This is a genomic window from Actinoplanes sandaracinus (assembly GCF_030009775.1).
GTDB lineage: Bacteria > Actinomycetota > Actinomycetes > Mycobacteriales > Micromonosporaceae > Actinoplanes > Actinoplanes sandaracinus.
Genome location: NZ_JASCTH010000028.1, coordinates 66,001 through 91,149 on the forward strand (window position 1 = coordinate 66,001; position 25,149 = coordinate 91,149).

The window sequence follows — 25,149 nt, forward strand, 5'->3', positions numbered from 1 at the left end:
GCGCCTATGCTGAGGATCCTTCGTGAAGTCCGTGGTCACCGATGCCGTCTGGGAGTGTCATGCAGCCCGCCGCCGACCCGACCGGAGAGCAACCCGTCGAGGAGCAGCAGCTCATTCCCGCTCCGCGTGTGGCCGAGCCCGCCGAGGCGCTGCCCGCGTCGCCGCTCACCGATCGTGAGCTGGAGATCCTCGCCTTCGAGGGCAAGTGGTGGAAACACGCCGGCGCCAAGGAACAGGCCATCCGGGACACCTTCGGCCTGTCCTCGACCCGCTATTACCAGCTCCTCAACGCCCTGCTCGACAACCCGGCCGCCCTCGAACGGGAACCGGTCCTGATCGGCCGCCTGCGCCGCCTCCGCTCGGCCCGCGCCCGCACCCGCCGCCGCTGAGCCCCGGCCGGCGGCCCGTCAGGGCTGGTGCGTTTCGGCGTAGGCCTGGAGCCACGCGACCTGGGCCGGGTCGAGGGACGGCCGGATGCGGGAGCGGGCCGTCGCCACGTTCGCCGCGGTGACCGTCGACGCCTCCAGGGAGTCGCGCATCGCGGCCAGCGCCGACTCCCGGATCAGGGCCGCGCAGTCGGCCGCCGAGAAACCGTCGAGCGAGGCCCCGAGCTCGTCCAGGTCGACCGCCGGGTCCAGGGGGACCGCCTTCGACGACGCCCGCAGGATCGCGGTGCGGGCCTGACCGTCCGGCGGCGGCACGAACACCAGCCGTTCCAGCCGGCCGGGGCGCAGCAGGGCCGGGTCGATCAGGTCCGGCCGGTTGGTCGCGCCGATCACCACCACGTTGCGCAGGTCCTCGACGCCGTCCAGCTCGGTCAGCAGCGCCGCCACCACCCGGTCGGTGACGCCGCCGTCGGTGCCCTGCCCGCGGGCCGGCGCCAGGGCGTCGACCTCGTCCAGGAAGACCAGGGTCGGCGCGGCCTCCCGGGCGCGGCGGAACAGCTCCCGTACCGCGCGCTCGCTGTCGCCGACCCACTTGCTGAGCAACTCGGCGCCCTTCACCGAGAGCACGTTGGCCTTGCCTGTCCCGGCGATCGCCTTGACCAGGTAGGTCTTCCCGCAGCCGGGAGGGCCGTAGAGCAGCACTCCGCGCGGCGGTGAGACACCGAGCCGGGCGAACGTGTCCGGATAGGTCAGCGGCCACAGCACCGACTCGGTGAGCACCTGCTTCACCTCGGCCATGTCGCCGACGTCGTCCAGCGTCACCTCCGCCACCTCAAGGGTGGACTCGGCCATCGACGTGGGACGGACCACCTCCAGGGCGGCCTCGAAGTCGGCCATGGTGACGATCGGCGACGCCTCCTGGCCGGCGTCGGCGCCGACGAGCCGCAACGCCGCCCGGACCCCCGCCTCCCGCGCGAGCGCGCCGAGGTCGGCGGCGACGAATCCGGGGGTACGCCCGGCGACGTCGTCCAGCCGCACGTCCTCGGCCAGTGGCATCCCCCGGGTCAGCGCGCCGAGCTGTTCCCGGCGCATAGCCTGGTCCGGCAGCGGCACGGTCAGCTGGACGGCGAGCAGATCGGGCGCCCGCAGTGCCGGATCCACCGACTCCGGCCGGCTGGTGGTGCAGACGACGGCCGTCCCCTCGGCCACCGTCTGGGCCAGCACCTGCCGGAACACCGTGGAGATCGGGCCCGGCTCCTCGCGTGGGGCCAGCGCCTCGACGTCCGAGATGAGCAGCACGGCGGGGCCTTTGCCGCGGACCTCCTGGGAGAGTTCCCGCAGCCGGGTGGCCGCCGCGCTGTTGGTGAGGGCGGCCAGCTCGGGCGCCCAGACCGTCCGGACCTCCGCGCCCACCGCGGCGCCGACCGCGCGGACCAGCGCGGACTTGCCGGAGCCGGACGGTCCGGAGACGAGGATGCCGAGCGTGACCCGGGTGCCCAGCCGGGCCAGCACCTCCCGGTGGTGGAAGCCGAGGTCGAGCAGTTCCTCCAGCTCCTTGGCCTGGGCACGCAGGCCGGGCAGGTCGTCCAGGCTGGGTGGCGGCACTTCGGGATCGGTCGAGGCCGGAGCGGCCGGGGAGACCTGGCGGGTGGCGACCGTGCCGTGGGAACCGGCGGCGGCCGCGGTCGGGCCGTGCTGCCAGCCGACGACGGTGTCCATGGTGACCAGGGCGGCGTCGCCGTCGGTCACCTCGACAACGGTCAGCAGCGTGCTGGTCCAGGCGTAGCCGACCCGGTTGGCCAGGCTGCGCCGGGCGGCCTCGACCAGCGGGCGGTGCCCGGCGTCCGGGAGGACGTCCTGCGGCAGCAGCGAGACGTCGTCGCCGGTGCTGACCACCTTGCCGAGCAGCGCCAGGCGCAGCATCTCGGGCGAGACCACGGCGACCACCTCGGGCGGCCCGGCGAGCGTCACCCCGCGCGCCGCCACCACCGGGACCGGCGTGACGGTGACCTGGCCGCCGTCGCGCATGCCGAGGTTGCCCAGGATCAGGTCGTCGGCGTAGAGCAGCCCGCGCCCGGCGGTCGTCTCCGCTCGCGCCACGATGCCGGCCGTGACCCGGTTTCCGGTCAGCCGCACCGGGTCGCCGGGACGCAGATCCAGCGCCGCCATCACCTCCGGATGCAGCCGCACGATGCCGCGCCTCGCATCCAGTGCGGCCGGCCGCAGGGTCACGGTCAGCGTGAGATCGTCTGCCACCGGGCGTGCCTCCGATTGATGATCTGGGGTCGAGTTCTGTCCACGCTATCCGTCGAGCGGTAGTGACGCCTCGTTCCCGATCCTGGCCGCCGTGCGGGTGACTCCGGTCACCCGGGCGCTGTCGGCGTCCCTGAGCAGTGGCTCAGCACCGGGCCGGACCACTGAGAGGTTTCACAGCCGCCCCTCAGCCAGATCGGGCTAGCGTTTGCGCCATGTCAGCCCTGACCGCCGGTTTGCGCCGTGCGATACCCCGGCTCAACCGGCGCCGGGCCGTCCCCGTGGCGGCCACTCTCGTGGTGCTCGCCGCCGCGGCCGTCTGGGCCGCGCGCCCGACGACCGACCCCTGGACCACCGAGGATCTCCGCCTGTCCGGCGACTCCGTCGAGTTGGACGCCCGCTTCTATCTGCCCCGTGACCGTGCCGGCAAGGTCCCCGCGGTCCTGCTCGCGCACGGGTTCGGCGGCACCAAGGAGTCGGTCCGCAGCGATGCCGAGTCGCTGGCCGAGCGCGGCTACGCGGTCCTCGCCTACACCGCCCGCGGTTTCGGCCGCAGCACCGGGCAAATCCACCTGGACAGCCCCGACCACGAGGTCAAGGACGCTCAGCGGCTGCTCGACTGGCTGGCCACCCGTCCCGAGATCAGCACCGACGCCACCGGCGACCCGAAGGTCGCGGCGGTCGGTGGCTCCTACGGCGGCGCCCTCGCCCTCATGCTGGCCGGCCAGGACCAGCGGGTCGACGCGATCGTCCCGTCGATCACCTGGAACGACCTGGGCCAGGCCCTCGTCCCGCAGGCCGCCGGCACCAGCGCGACCGGCGTGTTCAAGAAGAGCTGGGCCGGCTACTTCTTCGGCAACGGCGGAGCCGCCCCCCTCGGCGGCGCGGCCGCCGCGCTCACCGGCGGGACAGACGCGGGCCGTGGCGGCGCGATGCCGGCCACCGATCCCGCCTGCGGCCGCTTCGCCGAGGACGTCTGCAAGGCCTACCTGCAGATGGCGACCGGTGGCGTGCCCGACGAGAGCACCCTCGCGCTGCTGCGCAGGTCCAGTCCGGCCTCGGTGCTCGACAAGATCAAGGCGCCGACCCTGCTGATCCAGGGCGCCGTCGACACCCTCTTCCCGCTCTCCGAGGCGGACGCGAACGCCAAGGGCATCGCGGCGGCCGGCACTCCCGTGAAGGTCGCCTGGTTCACCGGCGGCCACGACGGCGGCGCGGGTCCCACCTCCGACTCCGACCGGGTCAAGTTCCTGACGGTCCAGTGGCTCGACCACTACCTCAAGGGTGAGGGCGAGGCGCCGGGCGACGACTTCACCTTCTCCCGGGTGGCCGGCTTCAGCGCGCTCGACCGGGGTTTGGTCACCAACGGCTACTCCACGGACGCGTACCCCGGCCTGTCCGGCACCGGCAGCACCGAGATCACCCTGCAGGGGGCGGCGCAGCAGGTCGCCAACCCGCCGAACGGCAACCCCGGCGCCATCTCCTCGATGCCCGGCCTCACCGGCCGGCTCAGCTCGGTGCTCAGCGGCGGCATCGCCCTGGACGTCCCCGGCCAGCACGCGGTCTTCGAGTCCGCGCCGCTGACCACGGCGGCCGAGGTCTCCGGCTCACCCACGCTGCGACTGCGGGTGGCGTCGCCGACCGGCGAGGCGGTCGTCTTCGTCAAGCTCTACGACGTCGACCCGAACGGCACGGCGACGCTCAGCGCCGGCCTCGTCGCGCCGGTCCGGCTCACCGGCCTGCCGGCCGTCCTCGACCAGGCCCAGCCGGTCACCGTGACGCTGCCGGCAGTCGTCCGGCAGATCGAGGCGGGCCATACCGTACGCGTCACCGTCGCCACCTCCGACCAGGCGTTCCTCACCCCGGCGGCCCCGGCCGTCTACACCGTCGCGGTGGAGCCGGCGCTCACTCTGCCGATCCTGACCGGCAAGCCGATCGCCGACCCGAGTGGGCTCTGGTGGTGGGCGCTGGCCGGCGTCGTCGGCGTGATCGTGCTCGGCCTGCTGGCGCTGCTGCTGGTGCGCCGGGTCCTGCATCGCCGCCGGGACGTCACCGTCACCGAGGAATACGCGGACACACCCCTCGTGGTGAACGGCCTGCGTAAGGCGTACGGCGACGGGTTCGTGGCGGTCCAGGAGATCAGCTTCACGGTCCAGCGCGGCCAGGTCGTCGGTCTGCTCGGCCCGAACGGCGCCGGCAAGACCACCACGCTGCGGGTGCTGATGGGCTTGACGCAGCCGACCGCCGGCGAGATCTTCGTCTTCGGGCACCGGCTGGTTCCCGGCGCGCCCATCCTGTCGCGGGTCGGCTCGCTGGTCGAGGGGCCGGGCTTCCTGCCGCACCTGACCGGCTACCAGAACCTCAAGGCGTACTGGCATGCCACCGGCCGCCCGTGGGCGGACGCCCGCTTCGACGAGGCGCTGGAGATCGCAGGCCTGGGCGACTCGATCCACCGCAAGACCCGTAAGTACAGCCACGGCATGCGCCAGCGGCTCGCGATCGCCCAGGCCATGCTGGGCCTGCCCGAGTTGCTGGTCCTCGACGAGCCGACGGACGGGCTGGACCCGCCGCAGATCGCCGAGATGCGCCGTGTCCTGCAGCGTTACGCCACCGACGGCCGGGCCGTGCTGGTCTCCAGCCACCTGCTCGCCGAGGTGGAGCAGACCTGCACCCACGCCGTCGTGGTCAACAAGGGCCGGATCGTCGCGTCCGGCCTGGTGGACGACATCGTCGGCGAGTCCCCGTCGGTGCAGCTGGACGTCTCCGACGTGCCGGCCGCCACCCGGATCCTGGAGGAGCTGGGCGTGCGCTCGGTGACGGCCGAGGGCGCCAACGGACTGATCGTCGACATGAACGGCACGCCGCGGGCCGAGGTGGTCGCCTCGCTGGTCGGGGCCGGCATCGGGGTGGACCGGCTGGTGCCGCGCCGCCGGCTGGAGGACGCCTTCCTGACCCTGGTCGGCGACAACTCGCGAGGGAGTGGAGACCGATGAGCGCTGTCAGCACGCTGGAGGCGGCGGCCGGTTACAAGGCCTCCCGCACCCTGCCGATCTGGGCCGAGGTGCGCCGCCAGGCGTCCCGCCGGCGCACCCAGCTGGCCCTCGGGTTCATGGTCGTGCTGCCGATCATCGTCTGGGCGGCCTTCGAGTTCGGCAACAGCAACCCGGGGGACGACGAGGGCGACGGCGGCGGCTCGTTCAGCAGCATCGCCGACCTGGCCACCTCCAGCGGCCTCAATTTCGCTCTCTTCTGCCTGGCGGTGTCGGCCGGGTTCCTGCTGGTCGTGGTGGTGGCGCTGTTCTTCGGCGACACCGTGGCGAGTGAGGCGAGCTGGGGCAGCCTGCGATATCTGCTGGCGGTCCCGGTGCCACGTGCGCGGCTGCTCGGCGTCAAGCTGACCGTCGCCGCCGGTTACTCACTGCTGGCGCTGCTGCTGCTGGTCGGAACCGGCCTGCTGATCGGCACCGTGCGCTATGGGTGGGGGCCGCTGGGCAGCACCATCGCGGCCGAGATCTCCCCCGCCGAGGGTCTTCTCCGCCTGCTCGGCATCGTGGCCTACCTGGCGGTGACCCTGCTGGTGGTGGCCGGCCTGGCGTTCCTGCTCTCGGTCCTGACCGACGCGGCGCTGGGCGCGGTGGGCGGCGCGGTGATGCTCTGGATCCTCTCCAGCATCCTGAACCAGATCGAGGCCCTCGGTGACCTGCGGAAGATCCTGCCGACGCACTACACCGAGGCCTGGCGCGCGATGCTGTCCACCCCGATCCAGGCGGACGAGCTGGCCAAGGGCGCGATCTCCGCCGTCGTCTACGCCACCCTCTTCTGGGGGTTCGCGTTCTACCGTTTCACCCGCAAGGACGTCACCTCCTGACCCCGCGCCGGGCCCCGGCCGACGCCGATATCGGTTGACTCCGGGGCCACCGGCCGGGTGACATGTCGGGCGTGACTGCTGACTTCTCGATCCGCCCGGCCCGGCCCACCGACGCGGCGGCCGTGGTCGCGCTCCGCGCCGCGGTCTACCCCTACCTGGTCCGTGGAGAGGCGTCCACCCGCCGCATGCTGGCCTCACCACCACCGGGTGAGGACCGGATCTTCCTGGCGGCCGAGAGGGGCGGTGAGGTGGTCGGCTCCGCCTCGGCGTTCCGGCAGCCCCGCTCGGCGGATCCCGGGTTCGGGCAGGTCTCGCTCCACGTGCACCCGGACCACCGCGGCCGAGGCGTCGGCGTCGCCCTGCTCGCCGAGGCCACCGCGCATCTGCGAGCCGTCGGAGTCCGCCGGGCCGGCGCCTGGGCCGTCCCGGAGGCGGTCGGGTTCGCCCGTGGTCACGGGTTCGAGCCGTCCCGCGAGCTGCGTTACTCGGCGCTCGACCTGACCGGGTTCACCGGCGTCCCGGATCCCGGGCCCGGGATCCGGCTCGCCGGAATCCGGGAGGTCGACGAGCGGGCGCTCTACGACGCCGACGTGGCCGCCGCGACCGACGAGCCGGGTGACGTCCCGTCGCAGCCGACGCCGTATCCGACCTGGCGCTACGAGATCTGGGACGAGCCCGGCCTGGACCGGGACGCCAGCACCGTCGCGCTCGACGGCTCGGCGGTCGTGGCGTTCTCGCTGGTGCTGCGGGACGGCGACCGGGTCTGGTCGGACATGACCGCCACGGCGCCGGCGTATCGCGGCCGTGGCCTCGCCCGCCTGGTGAAGACCGCGGCGCTGGTCCGGGCCGCGGCCGGTGGGGTGCGCACCGCCTACACCAGCAACGACGAGTCCAACGCCCCGATGCTGGCGGTGAACGCCCGTCTCGGTTACCGCCCGGTCGCCACCCAGCTCTCCTGCGTGGCCGAGCTCTAGACCCGCGCTCCGGGAAGGAGGTCGCTCACACCTCGGGAACTACCTGTGGTGTTGGCGGGATCTCGTCGTAAGGTGTGGGAACAACTGAATACCTCATCCAGAGGGGCAGAGGGATACGGCCCGACGAAGCCCCGGCAACCACCGCGCAGCAATTCTCGATGGCGAGACCGCGCGTGGCAGGTGCTAATTCCGTCCCCGTTCCGGCAGGTCGCCGCGGGGAAAGATGAGAGGAAACGTCTCATGACGTCTGTCGCCAACGCGCCCGCTGCCACCTCCACCTCGCCCGCTCGTGGCCTGATCTGTCGCGCCTGCGGCGCTGAGTACCCGCTGGCCGCGCAGCACGCCTGTTACGAGTGTTTCGGCCCGCTCGAGGTGGCCTACGACGAGGCGGCGCTCGCGCGGGTGACCCGGGCCCAGATCGAGGCGGGCCCGCAGAACATCTGGCGTTACGCGGCCCTGCTGCCCGCCGGCCAGGACCCGGCGACCCGGGTGAGCCTCGACCCGGGCCTGACCCCGCTGATCAGCGCCCCGGCCCTGGCCGCCGCGATCGGCCTGACGGCGCCGCTCTGGGTGAAGGACGACTCGCAGAACCCGACCCACTCGTTCAAGGACCGGGTCGTCTCGGTGGCGCTGACCGCGGCCAAGGAGATGGGCTTCAAGCGGTTCTCCTGCGCCTCCACCGGCAACCTGGCCAACTCGGTGGCCGCGCACGCTGCCCGAGCCGGTGTGCCGAGCATCGTCTTCATCCCCGCCGATCTGGAACCGGGCAAGATCATCCAGACCGCGGTGTACGGCGGCGAGCTGGTCGCCATCGAGGGTTCCTACGACGACGTGAACCGGCTCTGCAGCGAACTGGTGGAGACCGACGAGTTCGAGGACACCGCGTTCGTCAACGTGAACGTGCGGCCGTTCTACGCCGAGGGCTCCAAGACCCTGGGTTACGAGGTGGCCGAGCAGCTGGGCTGGCGCATCCCGGCCCAGGTGGTCATCCCGATGGCCTCCGGTGAGCTGCTCACCAAGGTGGACAAGGCGTTCTCCGAGCTGGTCGAGATCGGACTGGCCGAGGCGCCCGAGGGCGGCTGGACCGTGTTCGGCGCCCAATCGGAGGGCTGCAACCCGATCGCGGTGGCCCTGCACGCCGACACCGACGTGATCACCCCGGTGAAGCCGACCGGTATCGCCAAGTCGCTGAACATCGGTGACCCGTCCGCCGGGCCGTACGCGATCGAGGCCGTCCGCCGCACCGGCGGCTGGATGGACTACGCGAACGACGACGAGATCCGCGACGGCATCCGGCTGCTCGCCGAGACCACCGGCGTCTTCGCCGAGACCGCTGGCGGCACCACCGTCGCGGTGCTCAAGAAGCTGGTGGCGAGCGGCAGGCTGGACCCCGCCAAGGAGACCGTCGTCTACAACACCGGCGAGGGCTTGAAGACTCTCGACGCGGTCGCCGGCCAGGTTGGACCGACCCACACGATCAAGCCGTCGCTGCGCGGCGCGCGTGAGGCGGGCCTGCTGGGATGACCCGGGTTTGTTGCCGGCTCTCCCGTCTCGCGGGTGATGTGGGTTTGCGCTGGTCGGCCTCCGCTGCCGGGCGCAAACCTCACTGTCGGTAACCGGTCGTCAGCCGGTTGTCGAGGATTTCCCTCCTCCGAGGACTTGCATCCGGATCTCCGGATGGGCAGGATGCTCTCTGCGGGAGGACGCGACGCCGTACGAGGCCCCTCACCTGGACATTGGCGACAATCTCCGAGGGTCCCAACGATCCAGCGCTGACCCATCTGGCTACGTGCCCGGAGGCGCTGTGCGTCCGTCCTCCCGACCAAACTCCTACCGCCGCAGGAAACGTAGAACCCACGGCCTCAGTGGAAGATCCTCCGGATAGTTCCCGTCGGCCAGGCCCGCGTTCTTCTCGAACCAGTTGCGCACCCCATAGGACTTGGTCAGCGTGATCGACCAGCCACACGCGACCCAGTACGCCGGCCAGAAGAGCGGGCCGAGGAACGCGTACTGGCCGGCGTGCCGGCACTCGTGGGTGAAGAGGCGGGCCCGCTCGTCGGCCAGCAGCCACTCGGCGGTCCGCTTGGTGATGATCACCGAGCCGACCGTGAAGCAGGTCGCTCCCGGCCGCTTGAAGCGGTAGTTCTCGGCGATCAGCACCCCGTGCCGGCCCCGCCGGATCCGTGCGCCGGTGGCCACGGCCAGCAGCAGCCCGAGAGCGGTCGTCCCGTTGGCGGCGGTCAGCGCCGTCCTGGTCACGTGCCACCCGCGCCCGGCCATCGCTCAGACTCGCCGGCGCATCTGCAACTCGGTGAGGACGCGGACCGTCGGGTGCGGCAGCCGCACGCCGGTGTCGGTGAAACCGAGCTTCTCGTACGCCCGGACGGCCCGCTCGTTGCCGCAGACCACCTCCAGCATCAGCTCGTCGCGCCCGGCCGCCGCGGACCAGTCGGCGACCGCCTCGACGAGCTGGGCGAGCACCTTGCCGCCACGGTGGGCCGGGGTCAGATAGACCGCGAAGATCACCGTGCAGCCGGGCTCACCGGGCACCGTGGTGCCGCCGGCGTGACCGATCAGGGGCCCACCCGGATCGGCGATGAACTGGGCCGTGTCGGGCCCCTCGGAGCTCTGCCTGATCCGCTGCCGGTAGCTCTCGTGCGGCCGGGCCGCTGCCTGGGCCAGAGTCTCCAGGAACGCGAGTGGGCTGTCCGCCAGCATCTCCAGCCGGAGCGCCCGCATGCGCCCGGCGTCCTCCGGGGTGACGCGGCGTACGTCCCAGTTCTCCATGCGTCATCCCTACCGCCGCCGCACCGGGTCGGCAAGCTGGTTGTCGTGAACTGGTTGCCGTGAAGACGAGTGGCCCCGGCAGGACATGATGCGGCGATGAGCGATGAGTTCCCGCGGCCCTACGCCGAAGAGCCCCCTGCCCCCGGGTCGTTGTCCGGCCTGCGGCTGTTGCGAGCGCGGCCGTGGGCTCTGGCCGCGACAGTGCTGCTCACCTTCCTTCTCGTGGTCGCCTACCCCCTGCTGGTGTTAAGCCTGATGCGCTCGGGACGGTACGAGTGGGAGGTGGCCCCCTACCTGCTGTACCCGATCTTCACCGCCCTTCCGATGGTCGTGCCGCTGACCGTGGTCGCCGTGCTGGCGAGGCGGCGGGTGACCCTGGCCCGGGCGCTGGGTCTGCTGGTGGTGGCAATGGTCCTGACCATCGCGCCGAGCATGCTGATCTCGAGCCTTCCGCCCACGATCTTCGGCGGTGGCGTCGAGTGGCTTCCGTTCCTGCTCTGGCCCGTGATCGAGCTGCTGACGCTGATCGTGATCGGCTCGCTCGGCGCCACGCTGTTTCCGCCGGTGGCGGGCCGCAAGGACCTCGGGGCGCTGGTGCTGACCTCGGTCGCCGTGACGGCGCTGTCGGTCGGGCAGTCGTGGTTGCGGGTGCCCGGCGCGGAGCCGGTGTCGGTGACGTGGTCGCTGGCGCAGGCCGTCCTCGCGGTCTGCTGGTCGATTGGGGCGCTCGTCACGTCGCCCCCGGCGGCCCTCGCCTGGGCTCACGACCCCGCTGAGCTGGGCCGTCAAGATCCTTAGCTGAAACGGCGGCCCCTTTCGAGGTTTCGCGAGAAGATGGGCTTTCTTGCACTCGCCATCGGAGAGTGCTAAACAAGTGATTGGCACTCGCGCATCATGAGTGCCAGCAGGTCGGGACGGTGGGGTTCCGGTCACGGTGCTGCCATCGGCATCGGGGCACGGAGCCGGTCGTCGCGGGCTATCCGGCTCGGCCTGAGGACGTCACATCGCCAGGTGGTGACGTCCACAGACGTTCCTCAATGTGCGGAGAGCGGGGCCGAAGAGGCCCGGCACCGCGGATGTCCGGGAGGACAACGCCGTATGGCCAAGATCATCGCATTTGACGAGGAGGCTCGTCGGGGCCTCGAGCGGGGCATGAACCAGCTCGCCGACGCGGTCAAGGTGACGCTCGGTCCCAAGGGCCGCAACGTGGTCCTGGAGAAGAAGTGGGGCGCCCCCACGATCACCAACGATGGTGTATCCATCGCCAAGGAGATCGAGCTCGAGGACCCGTACGAGAAGATCGGCGCCGAGCTGGTCAAGGAGGTCGCCAAGAAGACCGACGACGTTGCCGGTGACGGCACGACGACGGCGACCGTCCTGGCCCAGGCGCTGGTTCGTGAGGGTCTGCGCAACGTCGCGGCCGGCGCGAACCCGATGGCCCTCAAGCGGGGCATCGAGGCCGCCGTCGCCAGCGTCTCCGAGGAGCTGAGCAAGCTCGCGAAGGACGTGGAGACCAAGGAGCAGATCGCCTCCACCGCCTCCATCTCCGCCGGTGACTCCACGGTTGGCGAGATCATCGCCAAGGCCATGGACAAGGTCGGCAAGGAAGGCGTCATCACCGTCGAGGAGAGCAACACCTTCGGGCTCGAGCTCGAGCTCACCGAGGGCATGCGCTTCGACAAGGGCTTCATCTCGGCGTACTTCATGACCGACGCCGAGCGTATGGAGGCCGTCTTCGACGACCCCTACATCCTCATCGCGAACAGCAAGATCTCCGCGGTCAAGGACCTGCTCCCGATCCTGGAGAAGGTCATGCAGGGCGGCAAGCCCCTCGTGATCATCGCCGAGGACGTCGAGGGCGAGGCCCTGGCCACCCTGGTCGTCAACAAGGTCCGTGGCACCTTCAAGTCCGTCGCCGTCAAGGCTCCGGGCTTCGGTGACCGCCGCAAGGCCATGCTGGAGGACATCGCCATCCTGACCGGTGGCGCCGTCATCAGCGAAGAGGTCGGCCTCAAGCTGGACGCCGCTGACCTGACCCTGCTGGGCCAGGCCCGCAAGGTCGTCATCACCAAGGACGAGACCACCATCGTCGACGGTGCCGGCAACGCCGAGCAGCTCCAGGGCCGGGTCAACCAGATCCGCGCCGAGATCGAGCGTTCGGACTCCGACTACGACCGTGAGAAGCTGCAGGAGCGCCTGGCCAAGCTGGCCGGCGGCGTTGCGGTGATCAAGGTCGGCGCGGCCACCGAGGTCGAGCTCAAGGAGCGCAAGCACCGCATCGAGGACGCCGTTCGCAACGCGAAGGCGGCCGTCGAGGAGGGCATCGTCCCGGGTGGTGGCGTCGCGCTGGTGCAGGCCGGCAAGTTCGCGTTCGACAAGCTGGACCTGTCGGGCGACGAGGCCACCGGTGCCAACATCGTCAAGGTCGCGCTGGACGCCCCGCTGCGTCAGATCGCCGTCAACGCCGGCCTCGAGGGTGGCGTCGTGGTGGAGAAGGTGCGCAACCTCGAAGCGGGTTGGGGCCTGAACGCCGCGAACGGCGAGTACGTCGACCTCCTGGCCGCAGGCATCATCGACCCGGCCAAGGTCACCCGCTCGGCGCTGCAGAACGCCGCGTCGATCGCCGCGCTGTTCCTCACCACCGAGGCCGTCGTGGCTGACAAGCCCGAGAAGAACCCGGCTCCGGCCGGCGCCCCGGGTGGCGGAGACATGGACTTCTAAGTCCAGTCGCAACACACGTGGAAGGCGGTCCGCTCCGGCGGGCCGCCTTCTGTCGTTCCCGGGCCGCCGTCACTCAGCGGCGGCGGTTCCGCTCCGCCGGCCGGACCTCCGGGGGTACGCGGCAACTCCCCAGCCGGTACAGGGCGGCGCCCAGCACGGTGGCCAGAGCGCCCGCGGCCGTGGCGACGGTCAGGTTCCGGCCGGTCGTCGGGAGGTCGGGCGGGGCCGGGGCGGCGCCGGGAGTCGGGGCCGCGGACGTCGGGGCTGACGACGGCGTGCGAGCCGGTGGTCTCGGGCCCGCCGGACTCGTCGGGGGAGCGGCCGTGGGCCGGAGGGGCGGCGATGTGCCGGGCGGTGACGTCACCGGGGTCGACACGGTGGCCGACGGGGACGGTATGGCCGACGGGGACGGCGCGGGCGGCGTGGCGCTCGGGGACCCGGACGGATCGGGTGAAGGATCGTCGGCGGCCACGGTGACGACGATCGTGCCGTACGCGACGTTGCCCGCCGCGTCGATGATCTCGTAGGTGAACCGGTCCGTCCCGATGAACCCCGGATCCGGGGTGTAGGTGATCGTGCCGTCGGCGTTCACGGTCACCGTGCCGTGCGCGGGCCGGGCGACCCGGCCCAGGGTGACCGGCTGCCCCATGCCGTCGTTGGTGGGCAGCGCGATGGCGACGGGACTGCCGGGCGGCGTGCCGGCCTCCCGGTCGGGGGCGACCGGTGGCGGCTCGACGGTGATGGTGACCCTCGCGGTGGTCGGCGCCCCGGCGTGGCCTCTCGCGGTGTAGTCGAAGCTCGCGGTACCGGAGAACTCGCTCGGCGGGGTGTAGGTGACGGTGGCCCCGTCGTTGATCTGGGCCGTGCCGTGGTCGGGCGTGGTCACCGCGGTGACCCGGAGAGATCCGGCGGGGTCGAGGTCGTTGTCGAGCACCGGCACGGTCACCGCCCTCCCGTACGGGGTGGCGCGCAGGTCCGCGACGGCCAACGGGATCTGGTGTGTGACAGTGACCGTGACGGTCGTCTCGGCGAGGCCGTTCAGGTCGTCGCTCACCACGTACCGGAACCGGTCCTCACCGGTCCATTCGGCCGGCGGCGTGTAACTGATCCGGTTCCCCACCCGGGTCGCGGTGCCGTGGTCCGGCGGGCCGACCGCGCTGAGGCTGAGTGTCTGACCGGGGTTGTCGTCGCTGTCGTTGGCGAGCACATCCACGTCGACGACCTCGTCGGACCGTGTGGCGGCGGCGTCCGGGCGGGCCACCGGGGCGGCGTTGGCCACCCGTACCTCGATCCGGCCGGAGGCGGTGTTGCCGGCCGCGTCGCGGATCACGTACGGGAAGGCGTCCGTTCCGGTGAAGCCGCGGTTCGGGGCGTACCCGACGGTGCCCGCCGCCTGGATCATCGCGATGCCGTTGGCGGGCATCCCGGCCGAGCTCACCGTGAGGGGTTGCTGCTCCGGGTCGATGTCGTTCCCGGCGGCCGCGATCTCCACGAAGGTGGCCGCGGGAGTGTCGGCGGTGTCGTCGACCGCGGTGGGCGCGGCGTCGACGGTGACCCGCACCGTGCCGGTGTCGGTGCCGCCCAGGTCGTCGGTGAGCAGATAGTCGAAGGTGTCCAGCCCGGCAGAGCCCGGCCGAGGGGTGTACTGGATCGTTTCCGGCCCCGTCACGGTGACCGTCCCGATGCTGCCGGCGCCGACGCCGGCGATGCCGAGGGTCTGGCCGGTGTTCGGGTCGCTGTCGTTGCCCAGCACGCTGAGGATGGTGCTGCCCTGTTGGTGGACGGTGTACGCGTCGTCGACCGCCACGGGCGCGGCGTTGCGCACAGTGATCGTCACGCCCGCCGCGGCACTGGCCCGGTGCGGATCCTCGATCGTGTAGCCGAAGCTGTCCAGGCCGGTGAAGCCCGGTTCCGGCGTGTATCGCAGGGTGCCGCCCGGTCCGGCGGCGACCGTGCCGTGCGCTGCCGCGGTCCACCCGGAGACGGTCAGTGTGTCGCCGTTCGGGTCGCTGTCGTTGGCGGCGACGTCGACGGTCACACCGACGCCGGTGTCGGTGCCGGCCGCGTCCGCCCGGGCCAGCGGGTACGCGTTCACCAACTCGATGGTCACGGTCGCGCCGGAGGTGCCGCCGCGGCCGTCGCTGACGGTGTAGTGGAACGAGTCGGGTCCGGCGTACCCGGCCGCCGGCTGGTAGTCGACCCGGCCGGCGGAGACGGTCGCGGTGCCGTGTGCCGCGGGGAGGTCGATGGTGACGCCGAGCGTGTCACCGTTCGGATCCTCGTCGTTGGCCAGCACGTCGATCACCGAAGGCAGCCCGGAGGGAAGGGTCGTCGCCTCGGGACGGGCGACCGGCGGCGCGTTCAGAACGGTGATGGTGACGGTCGTGGTGACAGTCCCGCCGCGGGTGTCGGCGATCGTGACGGTGAAGCTCTCGGTCCCGGACCAGCGATCGTCCGGGGTGTAGGTGAGCGTCCCGTCGGGGTGGTGGGCGAGGAGCCCGTGCACGGTCCTGGTCGTGCCGCTGACCCGCAGCGTGTCGCCGTTCTCGTCGGCCGCCCCGGCGAGCGGAGCCACCGACACCGGCGTGAGGTAGGCGGTCGTCTCGGTCTTGTCCGAGGCGGTCGGCGGCGCATTCGCGACGGTCACGGTGACCTGCCCGGTCGATTGGCCGAGGTGGGTGTCGATGATGGTGTACGCGAACGTCGCGACGCCGGAGAAGCCGGGCGCCGCCTGGTAGAGGATGCCGCCCGGGGTGATCGTGGCGCTGCCGGAGGACGGGGCGCCGACGGTGTGGACGCTGATCGGGTCCGCGTTGCTGTCGGCGTCGTTGGCCAGTACCGGAATCGTCACGCTGCCCCGGTACGAGACGCCTGCCAGGTCGTCGGCGGCGGTCGGCAGCGCGTTCTCCACGTCGACGAGGACCTGCGCGACGGCGGTGTCCTGCCCGTCGCTGACGGTGTAGCCGAGGACGGCCTGGCCGACGAAGGTGGCGACGGGGTTGTAGACGATCGCGCCGCCGTCGATCCGTACGCTGCCGGCTCCGGCCTGCGGGCCGCTGACCGCGACCACGGTGAGGGTGTCACCGTTCGGGTCGTCGTCGTTGCCGAGGACGCCCACGGAGACCTCGGCGCCCGAGGCGGTGGCGTCCGCGTCGTCGCGGGCGACCGGGCGAGCGTTCGCGGTCCGCACGGACACCGTCGCGGTGTCGCTGCCCCCGTCCGCGTCGGTCAGTTCGTACCGGAACGTGTCGTCGCCGGCCCAGGTGGCGGCCGGCGTGTAGGAGATCGTCCCGTCCGCCTCCACGACCGCGGCGCCGTGCCCGGGTGGTGTCCGGATCGTCGCGTGCAGCGCGGCCGCGGGCCCGTCCGGGTCGTCGTCGTTGCCGAGAACCGCCACGGTCACCCGGGCGCCGGTCGTCGTCGCCGCGGTGTCGTCGACGGCGTTCGGGGCCAGGTTCATCCGGAACGAGGCCGTGGCGGTGTCGTTGGCGACGTTCCCGTCCGTCCCGGAACCGGACGCCTGCAGGGTCGCCCCGGGTTGCGCGCCCGCCGTGCCGCCGGCGGTGGCGGGGATCACCACTGTTGCCCGGGTGCCGGGTGCCAGCGGGCCGAGCGCGCACGTGACGATCTGGGCGAAGACGGTGCAGCCGGTGGGCAGGGCGCCGGCGGACAGCCCGGCCGGCAGGGTCAGTTCCGCCGTCGCGGCGTTCTCCAGGGCGGTGCCGTCGTTGGCCACCGTGCCGGTGTAGGTGACCGCGACCGGCACGTCGGCACGCTGGACGACGGCGGGCTGGACGGTCAGGGCGGCGACCAGATCGGTCTGGGCCGGGGCGATGGGGGTGGCCAGAGCGGCGACCGGCCCGGAGACGGTCACCTGCGCGGAGCGGCCGGTGTAGGTGAGGTTGACCAGGTTGGTGATCGCGTAGCCGAGCGGGGCGCCGGCCTCCACCCGGACCCGCAGGGTCGCGCGGACCACCCCCTGATACGGGATGCTGCCCAGCGCCAGGTCGGCCCGGCCGGCCGCGTACGTGCCGGCGTCGTCCCCGGCCGCGTCGGTGACCGTCGCACCCTGCACACGCAGTGAACCGGGCACGTAGGACGTCCACGTCGGGATGGCGTTGGAGATCATCGCGGCGTCGGCGCTGTCGTTGCCCTCATTGCGGACCTCGATCCGGTACTCGACGACGTCGCCGGGCAGCAGAGCGCCGCCGTCCACATCGACACTGGTGACCGTGGTCGTCAGCTTGGGCGCGTAGAGGTCGATGGCGAAAGTGACGACTCCGGGGTAGAAGGTGTCGCCCGAGCTGTCCAGGGTCAGCGTGGCCGAGGTGGCGGCGTGCCCGAGCCGGCCGGTGGCGTCGAACTGGTCGATGTCGGCGCCGAAGACGTTGGGCCAGCCCGGATTCCGGCCGGGGACGGATACGCCTCCGTCGCTGATCGTGCCGTTGAAGAAGTTGTTCGCCGGATTGGCGGCATCGCTCACCGATGTGCCGTTGAGCTTCAGCACGTCGCCGGTAATGCCCCGGTCACCCTCGTAGACCACGGTGCCGATCTCGGCCCGTACGGTGCCGCTGTGCGGGGTCTCGAAGCCGCCCACCTTGATGTCGACCTCGCCGGAAGAGGTGCTCACCGAGCCGAAGCCGTCGTAGATCCGCAGGGCCCGGAGGTCCTCGGCGGGGTTGCGGTACGCCACGGCGAGCGTCCAGCCGGCGAACCGGCCCCCGCCGGTGCCCGCCTGGATGTCCGCCACCCCGTACACGCCGTTACCCGACCCCGCCACCAGCGCCGTGACGTCGGCGAACCCCTGGTACGTGTTGTTGCCGTGCGTGGTCGACGCGGTGATCGGCTGCCAGACCGGGTTCGCCGGCGTGCGGAAGCGGACCTTGTTCTTGCGCCCGGGGAACGGCGCGGCCGAGCCGGAGGATCCCGGGGTGGTGTCCGCGGCCCAGTACAGCGCCGCGAACAGGACGACGCTCCCGGGCGGGAGGGTCACCGTCGCGGTGCTGTCGTTGACGGTGCCGACTCCGAGGTCGCCGTCGGCGTCCGCGTTCATCATCGTGTAGGCGTTGTTGTCCAGGGACTCGCCCGACGGCTGGAGTCCCTGGCGGGCGTTGAGGCAGTCGCCGGCCGGAGGGCACACCAGGTTGCTGTTGCCGCGCAGCAGGATCGAGCCGTTGGTGTTGGCGGAGTAACGCAGCGCGAACGGTGAGGTGATCGCCGCCTCGGCCCGCTGCACGACCAGGGCCGTGGCAGCCAGCATGACGGTGTAGACCAACAGAACGGCGGCACCGGTCCGGTGCATTCTCGTCCTCGGGGGTGCGACGCGGACCCGGGTGGCCCGGCGTAGGTTCGACGCTAACCGCCACCAACGGGGGAATGCTCGCTATTCCCCGCATAACAGTACGGAAACCGGTGGCCCACTTTCCTCCGCCAGGGTTGCGGAACGAAGGGCTAACCTAGGACGGGTGCGTGATCCCTCGGTCTCCCGTAACGCGGCCGGCCGGCTCTCTCCGCTCCGGCGGACAGCCGACCTGCGGCGGATGCGTGACGAACAGTTCGACGTCCTGGTGATCGGTGGTGGGGTCACCGGTGCCGGCGCGGCGGTGGACGCCGCCTCCCGGGGCCTCAAGGTGGCCCTGGTCGAGGCTCGTGACCTCGCCTCCGGCACCTCCAGCCGGTCCAGCAAACTGATCCACGGTGGCCTGCGCTATCTGGAACAGCTCGAACTGCACCTGGTGCACGAGGCGCTGACCGAGCGTGGCCTGCTGGCCACTCGGCTCGCCCCGCACCTGGTGCGCCCGGTGCCCATCCTGGTGCCGCTGCCCGCCGCGAGCCTGCCCGCACGGGCCTGGCAGCGCGGCTACTACGGGCTCGGGGTGGCCGCCTACGACGTGTTCGCCGGTGTCTTCGGCGCCGGGCGGGGCATGCCCCTGCACCGGCACCTGACCCGTGACGGCGCCCGGCACCTCTTCCCCAGCCTCCGGGCCGACCAGGTGGCCGGCGCGATCCGCTACTTCGACGGCCAGGTCGACGACGCTCGCCTGGTCGTCAACCTGGCCCGGACGGCGGCGAGCATGGGCGCGGCCGTGGCCACCAGCGCGCGCGTCACCGGCTTCGTGCGCGAGGCCCGGCAGGTGGTCGGCGTCAAGGTCCGCGACCTGGAGGCCCCCGGCGAGGAGCCCTTCGAGGTCCGGGCCCGGACCGTGGTCGCCGCCACCGGCGTGTGGAGCGACGACATGTCGCAGATGCTCAGCGACGTCGGCGTCCGCCCCGGCTTCCGCGTCCGCGCCTCCAAGGGCGTGCACCTGGTGGTGCCCCGCTCGGCGATCACCGGCGAGGCCGGCCTGATCCTGCGGACCGCCACGTCGGTCCTCTTCGTGCTGCCCTGGGGCGGTCACTGGATCATCGGCACCACCGACACCGACTGGCAGCTCGACCGGTCCCATCCGGCGGCCTCCGCCCGCGACATCAGATACCTGCTCGACCAGGTCAACGCGGTGCTGGACCGGCCGCTCACCACCGACGACATCGAGGGCGTCTACGCCGGGCTGCGCCCGCTGCTCTCCGGCGAGGCCGACTCCACCTCGAAACTGTCGCGCGAGCACGCGGTGGTCGAGCCGATGCTCGGGCTGCTGCTGGTGGCCGGGGGCAAGTACACGACGTACCGGGTGATGGCGGCCGACGTCATCGACCGCGCGGTGCGCCGCCTGGGCGGGCCGGGCCGGCCCTCGCGCACCGACGAGCTTCCGCTCCTCGGCGCGGACGGCTATGCCGCCGCATGGCGCGACCGGCAGGACATGGCACGGCGGCACGGCGTCACCGCGGGCGTCGTCGAACACCTTCTGGAGCGGTACGGGACTCTCACCGTCCACCTCCTCGCGATGATGGCCGCCCAGCCGGAACTGGCCGTCCCGCTCGCCGGGGCGCCGGAGTACCTCGCGGCCGAGGTGGCGTACGCGGCCCTCGCCGAAGGCGCCCTGCACCTGGACGACGTGCTGACCCGCCGCACCCGGATCTCGTTCGAGACCACACACCGGGGCGCCGACTCGGCCGAGCACACCGCCCAGATCATGGGCGAAGCGCTCGGCTGGGACGCCACCATCCGGCAGAAGGAGGTCGAGCACTACCTGGCCGGCGTCACCGCCGAGCGGCAGTCGCAGACCATGCCCGACGACGCGACCGCCGACGCGGCCCGGATCGGCGCTCCCGACGTGCGCGGGCTGGCCGCCGACCGCCGGGTCGAGCTGCTCGAGATCGACCTTTGATCCTCGTCGACGAACCTCGCTGGCCGGGTCGCGGCTGCTTCTGGTCGCACCTGGTCAGCGACGTGTCGTTCGAGGAACTGCACGCCTTCGCCGAGATGCTGGGCGCGCCGCGGCGGGCCTTCGACCGGGACCACTACGACATCCCGGAGTTCCGGTTCCGCAGCGCGCTCTGGCTCGGCGCCAACCTGGTGTCCTCTCGAGACGTGGCAGCCCGGCTCCGGACAGCCGGGCTGCGCCGCCCCAAGCACCTGGTGCCTAGGCAAGCTCCTCGAGCTCGGCCTTGAGGTTGGCCTGGGCCCGTTCCTCCCAGGCCTCGCGGATCGGCTCCAGACGGTAGATCGACGGTAGTTTCAGCAGCTCGGTGAGGACCCGGGACCGGCCGGCCCGGAACGCGTCGTCCGGCACGTGCGCGTACTCACGGCGGATCGCGGCGGTGTACCGGGCGTAACGTTCCGCGTCGGCGGCGAGGATCGACAGGTCGGCGTCGCAGAGCAACTCGCCGTCCGGGTCGTCGTCCTCGGTCGCGTGCCCCGCGGTCAGGCCGACCAGGCGGGCCACCTCGGCGGCCACCTCATCCGGGGCGCCCAGGCTCTGCAGCAGGCCGGCGGCGAACTCGGCGCTGTCCCGCTCGTTCGCGTCACCCAGGGCACGCGGGTCGTAGACCGCGTCGTGCAGCCAGGCTGCCAGCCGTACCCGGTCGGGGCTGGGGGTGAGGTGAGCGAAGCGATCGATCACCTCGAGCACCGCCTCGAGGTGGGTCACGTCGTGATAGTGGCGTTGCGGCTCGGTCCATCGGCCGATCAGGTACTGGGCGGCGGCGTCGAGATCCGCGTCGCTCGCGGTGGCGCCGGCGCCGCGGGCGGCGGACCGGAAAGCATCGGGCAGAGATATCACCTCCGCATCCTGGCACGTGCGTCGCTGCCATGATCGGTCCGAACCGGTAGTGGCCGGACGGAGCGGCCGGCTACGCGGGCGAGAGGGTGGGGCACCCGAATCAGCCGATTCGCTGGATCTCCGCCGATTCCCTGGATCGAATAGTCGGACACGTGCTCGTCCGAGCGTTCGAAGATCCCTGCGCTTCCGGCCGTGCCTTCTCGTCCGCCGACCTCGTAGCCTGTGGGTTCGCTTGCGAGGGCGGACAGCCCTTCGCCGAACGGAAATCCGGCGGTGCGGCTCCCCCTTGGAGCCCTTTCACTGCAACCGCACGGGTGGCCTCATTTCGCTGGTCATAATTTTCCGTACGGACGGCTTGGCGAACCACACTGGCGCCGCATCGGCAGGGGATGCTGAATGTGCCGGACAACTGGAGGCTGCGTGAATATAGACATGCTCAAGACTTTCGTGGTCGCCGCTTCGACGGGCAGCATCGCGGAGACCGCGAAGAAGCTCAAGTACGGCAAGTCGACCGTTGCCTATCACATTCGCGAAGTCGAGAAGGTGTGTCAGGTCGAGCTGTTCGAGCGGGAAGTGCGGGGCCTCAGCCTCACCAGCAAGGGTCAGCGGGCGCTGAAGATCTCAGAGCAGTTGTTGCAGATGACGGCCGAGCTGAAATCGTTGCCTTCGACGACTCCTGCGGGCGGGTTCAACAGGGACCGCCTCCATGGCGCCGGTGGCGACCTCCTCATCCGGAGGAACTCGCACTTCGGTTAAGCCGCCCGCTGTCCGATCGGGCGCAGAAATCAGGTTCGCCGTCCTCCCTGCTCACATTTACCGAAAGAATTCATGATGTCCCAGAACGCTGTCCTCATCGGGGTAGCCGCAGCGGTGCTATCGACACTGGGCCTGCACATGCTCATGGCCCGTAAAGGCCCGGTCTGGATGGGCGCCATCGTGCCCGTCCTCCTGGTGGCCGCCGTCGTCATGCTCATCGTTCAGGGGCGGCTGGAGCCCGGCCGGCCCTATCTCGTAGCGGCCGCCGCCCTCGTGATGTTGCTCCTGATGTGGGCGAACGGCCGGGATGCCAAAAGGAAGACCGAGGCGAAGGCGTCCTCGGGCGCAATCCCCCGTAGGTCATGAGCCCTCGATCGGACGGACCTGGCCGGCCGGCCACAGTCGGCTCGAACCCACCGGCCGCCGTGCGGCGACTGGACAAGCGCGCTGTTCTCTTCTGGCAGGTGGAGAACGCCGTCGGCGCCGCTGTCGTGCTCGTCCTCTGCGCCGTCCTGTCGCTGACGTCGTTCATCCCGCCGGACTGGCAACGGTGGGTCCACATCCTTACGATCGCCGCTCTGGTCTTCGCCCTCTTGGATGCTCTGGTTCTGATCCCGCGGCGTTACCGGTACTACAGGTACACCCTGACTTCGTCCTGCATCGTCGTCGAGCAGGGCCACTGGTGGAAACGGCGTCAAGTCTATCCACTCTCTCGAATCCTGTACTGCGAGACTCGTCAGGGCCCGATCTTGAGCTGGTTCAATCTGTTCACCGTCAGGGCGGCGACGATTGTCGACTCGCGGTCGATCGGGCCGCTCTCCAAGGCGGAAGCCGACCGGTTCGAAAAGCACATCCGTGAGTACGCCGAATGACCGAGGCACTCCACAGGCGCCGAAACAGTCCGGCCATGTTCGCGATTCGAGCCGCCGAGGCAGCGACGACCCTCGTGCCGTCGCTCATCATGTGGCTCTCCATCCGGGCCAAGTGGCCGGTCTGGTTCGGTATCCCGGTCGATGCGATCTTCGCCCTGGTGGGCGGACTCGTCATGGTGAGCCTGATCGCGGACTGGTGGACGACGCGCTTCACGATCGGCGCCGGCGGGGTCAGCTTCGAGGAGGGACTCGCTGTCCGGCGTTCCACCTCGCTCGGCTGGTCGGAAGTAGTTTCCGTGCAGGTGTCCCAATCGGCGGCCGGCCGCCTCCTCGGGTGCTCGCGAGTCCTGATCGGCATCGGCGCGGAGTCAAAAGGCAACCTGGTCATCGAAGCCGTCCCGAAAGCCGTTGCCGCCGAGATCGAGGGTTACTTCAAAGCCAGCCGGAGCGCGGAGGAAACCGATAGCGGGCCGGGCGTGGTGAGCGTCGACGACGCCGTCAGGCCGGAGGACGACGATCTGATCTACCGGATTCGGGCACGGGACTACCTGATGCTCTCCATCACCTATGGGCAGTTCCTTCTGGTGATTCCGTTTCTGATGGGGTTCTACGAGAACATCACCGGCCTGTTCTCGCTGTCCTTGACGGTTCCCGCGCTTCCCGGCGACACGGCGGCGCAGGCACTGCTGATGATCGCGGTTCTGGTCGTAGCCGTGCCGGTGGCGCTGGGATTCGGGACGGCCGTCGCGTGGCTGCGGTACCGCGGGTTCGAGGTCCGTGGCGGTGGCGGGATGTTCGCCATGTCCGGCGGCCTCGCCTACGCCGAATCGCGGCAGGTCTCCCGAATTCAGGTCGCGGGAATCAGGATCCAGCAGAACCCCCTGATGCGGGTAACGGGATATGCCCGGCTCAGTTTCGTCTCCCGGCAGTCCGGTGAACGGATCGGCGCGAACGTCATCTTCCCGGCCGCACGACTGGCGTTCCTCCGCGACGAAATCAGGAGACACTTCCCCGAGTACGCCCCTGCCATGGACCGATCGTGCACAATCAGCCGCCCCCTCAGGTGGTGCCTCGTCAGCGCCGGCGCGGTGATACTGATTCTGGCCGGCGTCGCTGTGCACGGCATGCCCTCGGTGAGAGCAGTCGTCATCATGGCTGCTGTGGCATTCCTGCTGCTGGCCGCGGGCAATTACGGGTGGGCGACCGCTGATCTCGACGCGGACAATTCGGTGATCGTCTTCCGGCGCGGTTTCCTCTGGGTCACCCACTACGTCGTTCCCTGCGATTCCGTGTACTTCATACATTCCTACCGGCTTGCCCTCTCCAGTCGGCTGTCAGTCGCGGCTCTGTGTCTGGGTGTCTATGACTCGCGAGCCATTCGCCTGTGGGTGCCGACCAGAAGAACCACCCTGCCCGACAGATTCATCGAGATGACCAGCGCGCGCTGACCACCGAAAGAGAGATCCATGATCGAGGCCATCGGGCTCACGAAGAAGTACGGTGGGAAGCCGGCAGTCGACAACCTGTCCTTCACCGTGCGCCCCGGTATCGTCACCGGCTTCCTGGGGCCTAACGGATCCGGCAAATCCACCACGATGCGGATGATTCTGGGGCTCACCCGGCCCGACAGCGGAACGATCCTCGTGAACGGTGTGCCCTTCAGCCAGCACAGCAATCCCCTGGGTGCGCTGGGCGCATCGATAGACGCCAAGTCCGGACACCCCGGACGCACTGCGTTCCGTCATCTGCAGGCCATCGCCACCACGATCGGAATCGGGACCGCCCGGATCCGCACCGTGCTGGACATGGTGGGCCTCAGCGACGTGGCCGACCGTCGCATCGGCGGTTTCTCGCTGGGAATGTCGCAGCGACTGGGAGTCGCCACCGCGCTGCTGGCCGACCCGGCGAACGTGATGTTCGACGAACCGATCAACGGGCTGGACCCGGACGGCATCCTGTGGATGCGCAACCTGGTCAAGAAGCTGGCAGCCGAAGGCCGGGGCGTGCTGCTCAGCTCGCACCTGATGAGCGAGATGGCGGTGACCGCGGACCACGTCGTGGTCATCGGCCGCGGACGGCTGATCGCCGATGAAGCGATCAGCTCACTGATCCACCGTGGCAAGTCCCGGGGAGTCCTGCTCCGCACGCCCCGCGGGGACGAACTGGGCCAGCTGGTGCGCTCGGCCGGCGGGCAGATGTCGAGCGGACCGGACGAGTCACTCCGGGTCGACGGAATGACCGCGGCGGAGCTGGGCGATCTCGCCGCCGTCCATCGGATCCCGTTGCACGAGCTCATTCCCGTGCGTGCCTCGCTCGAGGAAGCGTTCATGGAGCTCACGGCAGACTCGGTCACCTTCTCCGGACGTTAGGTCA

General features: G+C 70.9%; 19 protein-coding genes and 1 riboswitch. Of the genes, 14 read left to right on the forward strand and 5 right to left on the reverse strand.

Annotation, left to right across the window (positions count from 1 at the left end; genetic code table 11):
- Positions 1-59 precede the first annotated feature (59 nt).
- Positions 60-389 (forward strand): DUF3263 domain-containing protein, encoded by a 330-nt coding sequence (locus tag QLQ12_RS35175; RefSeq protein WP_282765115.1) that lies wholly within the window; start codon positions 60-62, stop codon positions 387-389.
- 18 nt (positions 390-407) lie between these two features.
- Here QLQ12_RS35175 and QLQ12_RS35180 read toward each other — a convergent pair whose 3' ends face one another.
- The gene (locus QLQ12_RS35180; protein ID WP_282765116.1) at positions 408-2,642 is read right to left on the reverse strand and encodes an AAA family ATPase; all 2,235 of its coding nucleotides are present in this window, start codon (positions 2,640-2,642) and stop codon (positions 408-410) included.
- 212 nt (positions 2,643-2,854) lie between these two features.
- Here QLQ12_RS35180 and QLQ12_RS35185 point away from each other — a divergent pair, with 212 nt between their 5' ends.
- From QLQ12_RS35185 to thrC, 4 genes are all read left to right on the forward strand, one after another.
- On the forward strand, positions 2,855-5,632 hold the full coding sequence (locus QLQ12_RS35185) for an alpha/beta fold hydrolase (protein WP_282765117.1): 2,778 nt from the start codon (positions 2,855-2,857) through the stop codon (positions 5,630-5,632).
- Positions 5,629-6,507 (forward strand): ABC transporter permease, encoded by an 879-nt coding sequence (locus QLQ12_RS35190; protein WP_282765118.1) that lies wholly within the window; start codon positions 5,629-5,631, stop codon positions 6,505-6,507. The genes QLQ12_RS35185 and QLQ12_RS35190 overlap by 4 nt, the downstream gene beginning before the upstream one ends.
- 71 nt (positions 6,508-6,578) lie before the next feature.
- Positions 6,579-7,481 carry a GNAT family N-acetyltransferase gene (locus QLQ12_RS35195; protein WP_282765119.1) on the forward strand — a complete coding sequence of 301 codons (903 nt, stop codon included), beginning with the start codon at positions 6,579-6,581 and terminating at the stop codon, positions 7,479-7,481.
- Positions 7,482-7,571: 90 nt separating this feature from the next.
- Positions 7,572-7,711, forward strand: a riboswitch (SAM riboswitch).
- Between the two features lie 10 nt (positions 7,712-7,721).
- Positions 7,722-9,005, forward strand: a complete 1,284-nt coding sequence (gene thrC / locus QLQ12_RS35200; protein WP_282765120.1) for a threonine synthase — start codon at positions 7,722-7,724, stop codon at positions 9,003-9,005.
- A 306-nt stretch (positions 9,006-9,311) separates the two neighbouring features.
- Here the strand turns inward: thrC and QLQ12_RS35205 are convergent, their stop codons facing one another.
- The gene (locus tag QLQ12_RS35205; RefSeq protein ID WP_282765122.1) at positions 9,312-9,740 is read right to left on the reverse strand and encodes a hypothetical protein; all 429 of its coding nucleotides are present in this window, start codon (positions 9,738-9,740) and stop codon (positions 9,312-9,314) included.
- Positions 9,741-9,764: 24 nt separating this feature from the next.
- Positions 9,765-10,268, reverse strand: a complete 504-nt coding sequence (locus tag QLQ12_RS35210) for a GNAT family N-acetyltransferase (RefSeq protein ID WP_282765123.1) — start codon at positions 10,266-10,268, stop codon at positions 9,765-9,767.
- 96 nt (positions 10,269-10,364) lie between these two features.
- Between QLQ12_RS35210 and QLQ12_RS35215 the strand changes: the two genes are divergently transcribed.
- Together QLQ12_RS35215 and groL are read left to right on the forward strand one after the other, a co-directional pair.
- Positions 10,365-11,066, forward strand: coding sequence for a hypothetical protein (locus QLQ12_RS35215; protein ID WP_282765125.1), 702 nt, complete (start codon positions 10,365-10,367; stop codon positions 11,064-11,066).
- Positions 11,067-11,366: 300 nt separating this feature from the next.
- Complete coding sequence (gene groL / locus QLQ12_RS35220; protein ID WP_282765126.1) at positions 11,367-12,989, forward strand: chaperonin GroEL; 1,623 nt, start codon at positions 11,367-11,369, stop codon at positions 12,987-12,989.
- A gap of 73 nt (positions 12,990-13,062) precedes the next feature.
- On the opposite strand, the gene QLQ12_RS35225 is transcribed toward groL, so the two are convergent.
- Positions 13,063-18,291 (reverse strand): beta strand repeat-containing protein, encoded by a 5,229-nt coding sequence (locus tag QLQ12_RS35225; RefSeq protein ID WP_282765127.1) that lies wholly within the window; start codon positions 18,289-18,291, stop codon positions 13,063-13,065.
- 163 nt (positions 18,292-18,454) lie between these two features.
- Here QLQ12_RS35225 and QLQ12_RS35230 point away from each other — a divergent pair, with 163 nt between their 5' ends.
- Both QLQ12_RS35230 and QLQ12_RS35235 read left to right on the forward strand, forming a co-directional pair.
- Positions 18,455-20,254: a glycerol-3-phosphate dehydrogenase/oxidase gene (locus QLQ12_RS35230; RefSeq protein ID WP_282765128.1), complete on the forward strand. Its 1,800-nt coding sequence runs from the start codon at positions 18,455-18,457 to the stop codon at positions 20,252-20,254.
- Positions 20,251-20,538, forward strand: a complete 288-nt coding sequence (locus tag QLQ12_RS35235; RefSeq protein ID WP_282765129.1) for a DUF4031 domain-containing protein — start codon at positions 20,251-20,253, stop codon at positions 20,536-20,538. Before QLQ12_RS35230 ends, QLQ12_RS35235 begins: the two co-directional genes overlap by 4 nt.
- Here the strand turns inward: QLQ12_RS35235 and QLQ12_RS35240 are convergent.
- The gene (locus QLQ12_RS35240) at positions 20,510-21,148 is read right to left on the reverse strand and encodes an HD domain-containing protein (RefSeq protein WP_282765130.1); all 639 of its coding nucleotides are present in this window, start codon (positions 21,146-21,148) and stop codon (positions 20,510-20,512) included. The two genes, QLQ12_RS35235 and QLQ12_RS35240, sit on opposite strands and share 29 nt — an antisense overlap.
- Before the next feature lie 432 nt (positions 21,149-21,580).
- Between QLQ12_RS35240 and QLQ12_RS35245 the strand changes: the two genes are divergently transcribed.
- The 5 genes from QLQ12_RS35245 to QLQ12_RS35265 all read left to right on the forward strand — a co-directional run bounded on the left by QLQ12_RS35245 (position 21,581) and on the right by QLQ12_RS35265 (position 25,145).
- Complete coding sequence (locus QLQ12_RS35245; protein WP_282765131.1) at positions 21,581-21,904, forward strand: LysR family transcriptional regulator; 324 nt, start codon at positions 21,581-21,583, stop codon at positions 21,902-21,904.
- A 75-nt stretch (positions 21,905-21,979) separates the two neighbouring features.
- On the forward strand, positions 21,980-22,270 hold the full coding sequence (locus tag QLQ12_RS35250) for a hypothetical protein (RefSeq protein ID WP_282765132.1): 291 nt from the start codon (positions 21,980-21,982) through the stop codon (positions 22,268-22,270).
- Positions 22,271-22,368: 98 nt separating this feature from the next.
- A complete protein-coding gene (locus tag QLQ12_RS35255) occupies positions 22,369-22,776 on the forward strand; it encodes a PH domain-containing protein (RefSeq protein WP_282765133.1) in 408 nt (135 codons plus the stop codon).
- Positions 22,777-22,811: 35 nt separating this feature from the next.
- Positions 22,812-24,224 carry a PH domain-containing protein gene (locus QLQ12_RS35260; protein WP_282765134.1) on the forward strand — a complete coding sequence of 471 codons (1,413 nt, stop codon included), beginning with the start codon at positions 22,812-22,814 and terminating at the stop codon, positions 24,222-24,224.
- Between the two features lie 18 nt (positions 24,225-24,242).
- Positions 24,243-25,145 carry an ATP-binding cassette domain-containing protein gene (locus tag QLQ12_RS35265; protein ID WP_282765135.1) on the forward strand — a complete coding sequence of 301 codons (903 nt, stop codon included), beginning with the start codon at positions 24,243-24,245 and terminating at the stop codon, positions 25,143-25,145.
- Positions 25,146-25,149 lie beyond the last annotated feature (4 nt).